The sequence below is a fragment of the Flintibacter hominis genome, assembly GCF_014287965.1.
Lineage (GTDB): Bacteria > Bacillota > Clostridia > Oscillospirales > Oscillospiraceae > Lawsonibacter > Lawsonibacter aceti.
The window spans coordinates 1-2747 of record NZ_JACOPO010000022.1 but is presented as its reverse complement, the minus strand read 5'-3'; the positions used below and the strand labels follow the sequence as shown (position 1 = coordinate 2747).

General features: G+C 40.3%; 1 protein-coding gene. It reads right to left on the bottom strand.

All coding sequences use genetic code 11. The annotated features are described in order from the left end of the window. Positions 1–95: 95 nt before the first annotated feature. Positions 96–1976 carry a group II intron reverse transcriptase/maturase gene (gene ltrA / locus H8S11_RS13620; RefSeq protein WP_436233181.1) on the bottom strand — a complete coding sequence of 627 codons (1881 nt, stop codon included), beginning with the start codon at positions 1974–1976 and terminating at the stop codon, positions 96–98. Positions 1977–2747: the final 771 nt, after the last annotated feature.

The following is a 2747-nucleotide window of genomic DNA, read 5'->3' as shown; positions in this document are numbered from 1 at the left end:
TATAGTGATAGGTAATTCTTTGAAGTTATCTCCGAATTTTCCCCCACTCCGCACCGTGCGTGCGAGTTTCCCCGCACACGGCGCTCCAACAAAATTTAGTTTGCTTTAACTACTATTTCTAAATTCTCTGCTGATAACCTTAGAGAATTGACCTTTTTCAGTGCTTTGTCATCAAGTTTAAGAATGTCAAGATATTTTGCAATCGTATCTTCTTCAGTAGCATGAATAAGTTTATGTACGTTGGATTTTAACCACACAAGATTCCTATATTCGTCCGTACCACCCAGCTTTTTAGGCTTTTTATGATGGCATTCCATGTCAAATATGCAGAGTGTTTCACCTGTTACCGCACATTTACCGTTTTGTCCTGCCATAAGTGAAATACGGTTATCGTTATATTCCACAGATTTTCCATACTCCTTTGTTTCCAATAGATACTGGATAAGGGAGTGAACGGTTGACAGATTTTTGTGTATAAGCTGTCTGCCTTGTGGAGTGTATTTATTAACCTCTCGTGTGAACATTCTCGGAGTAACAAACTTACAACCGTAAATCGGGAAGATTTGTACACCTGCCACGACTTTAGGCTTTCCGCCATAGCTGCCGTAAAATTTCTGATACGTTCTGGACTTTAGCACTTTTTCAGGCAATGGCGATTTGCTATTTTTGTTTCGCTTTGCCTTTTTGGTTTTTACTCTAAGCCTATGCTTTAGGCTCTTGCTGACAACGAAATTGATTTCTCGGAAATCACGACTGCACCCTGTGGCAGTATTATAATAATTGTGCATACCAAGAATCATGGCATTCAACTGACTTACCTGATGGGGTGATGTGTCGTGCTGTATTACTTTGATTTGCTCTTTGAGTTTGGTTTTCATTGCCTTTTTCGCTTTTTCCGAAATATTACTTTTTGATACATACTTCTTACTCTTTTTCGTCACATACAATGCAAAGCCAAGAAAATCCGTTTTCTTTTTGCGGACATTTGTGATTTTGGATTTTTCAGGGCTGATTTCAAGCCCCAGTCTTTCCCAAAGCCACTCCTTTACAGCAATGAATATCTTTTTTGCTGTTTTGTAATCCCTACATAGAATCTTAAAATCATCTGCGTAACGCACGAAGAAAAATTCTTTGAGGTTGGACTTCTTTAAGGCTTCATATTTGTGACTGTGCGTATAGGGGTATCTTGTGCTTTTGGTTTCCCATTGGTCACTCAACCACCAATCAAGTTCGTTCAGAACAATGTTTGAGAGTAGCGGGCTGATGATACCGCCCTGTGGCGTCCCTTTATCTGGTCTGCCAATTCCCTCAATCTCAGATTTCAGTATTTTTCCGATTATACAGATTAGACTTTTGTCCCGTATGCCCACTGTCCACATTTGCTTGAGCAGCTTGCCATGATTTACATTGTCAAAGAATCCCTTTATATCAACATCTACAACATAGTGCAGTTTGCTGACATTCATCAGGGATTGTGCCCTTGCAATGGCATGGCTTGCCGACCTATTTGGTCTAAAACCATAACTATGAGCATGGAACCTTGCTTCACATATCGGTTCTAATACTTGGATAATACATTGCTGTATAATCCTGTCGTCCATACAGGGAATACCTAACGGACGCATTTTATCAGGCTGCCCGACCTTTGGAATTTCTGTTCTGCGTACACTTTTGGGGTGATAGTTTGCAAATTTACTTTGAAAATATTTGACAAACTGTTCTTCCGACCACCCTTTATACTGTGTAATTGTTTTGCCGTCTGTTCCCTTAGTCATTGAGCCTTTGTTGTTTTTGATATTTCTGAACGCTAAAAGTATGTTGTTTTCACTGGTAATAAGATGCATTAGATTATGGAATGATTTTCCTTTACAGGATTCTTCATATAGCTTATCCATAACATCCTGCATATCGTAATATTCGGCATTTCGCAGTTTTTGCTGCTTTGGTTGCCTCTCTAAGTTCGTATCGACAGTCAAGTCAACCGCCTCCTTTCGGACTTGGTTTCTATTAGTCATACAAGAACCTTGAAAGATTTAGAAATAATGATGAAACTAAATCCTGTCTTGGGGCTGTTGCTCCTTTTCCCATTACAGGAAATATCAATGCTCGTGTCCCTGATTTCACTGTGATAAAGATAGATTATCCCGATAGCGGAAAGCCTGTTGGCTTGCCAGTATTTGCTACTGGCTTTCGATTTTTTCTATCACTACAACATCGGACTGCTGAATCCTTACCATTTGTATTCACAGCTTCCCACGTTCCGATATTCCTATCTGTCCATATATCCGTAGGTGCTTGCTATGAGCCTGTATGCTTGATTGTGCCTGTAACACAATAGGGTATTTCATAACATGGATTCTTACTTTACCCCACATACCCCGTGACCACGGTTTATGCATTTCTACATAAGCTACGTTTAGACCCTTACTTTCACAAGTTCGTCAAACTTATCTCTAAGTTATTCTCACCATAGATATTTTATAGACCTCCGGCATATAGGATACACCGCCCACCGCTGGACAGCTTTCGTGGCATTTTCATGCCTTACGGTATCTCTCTGCCGACTTCACCTAGCTTCATACTGTGCATTTCAGCAGTTAGCACAGCATGTAGGAGTATTAAGGAGAGCGTTTCGGGACGTTACCCCCTCATTCCACTCTTTGGAATATCAGTTCTCTATACAAAAGTTTTGTATATGCCTTGTTTCCTGCTTATGCAGTTATCAAGGAACGTGTCGCACCCATATC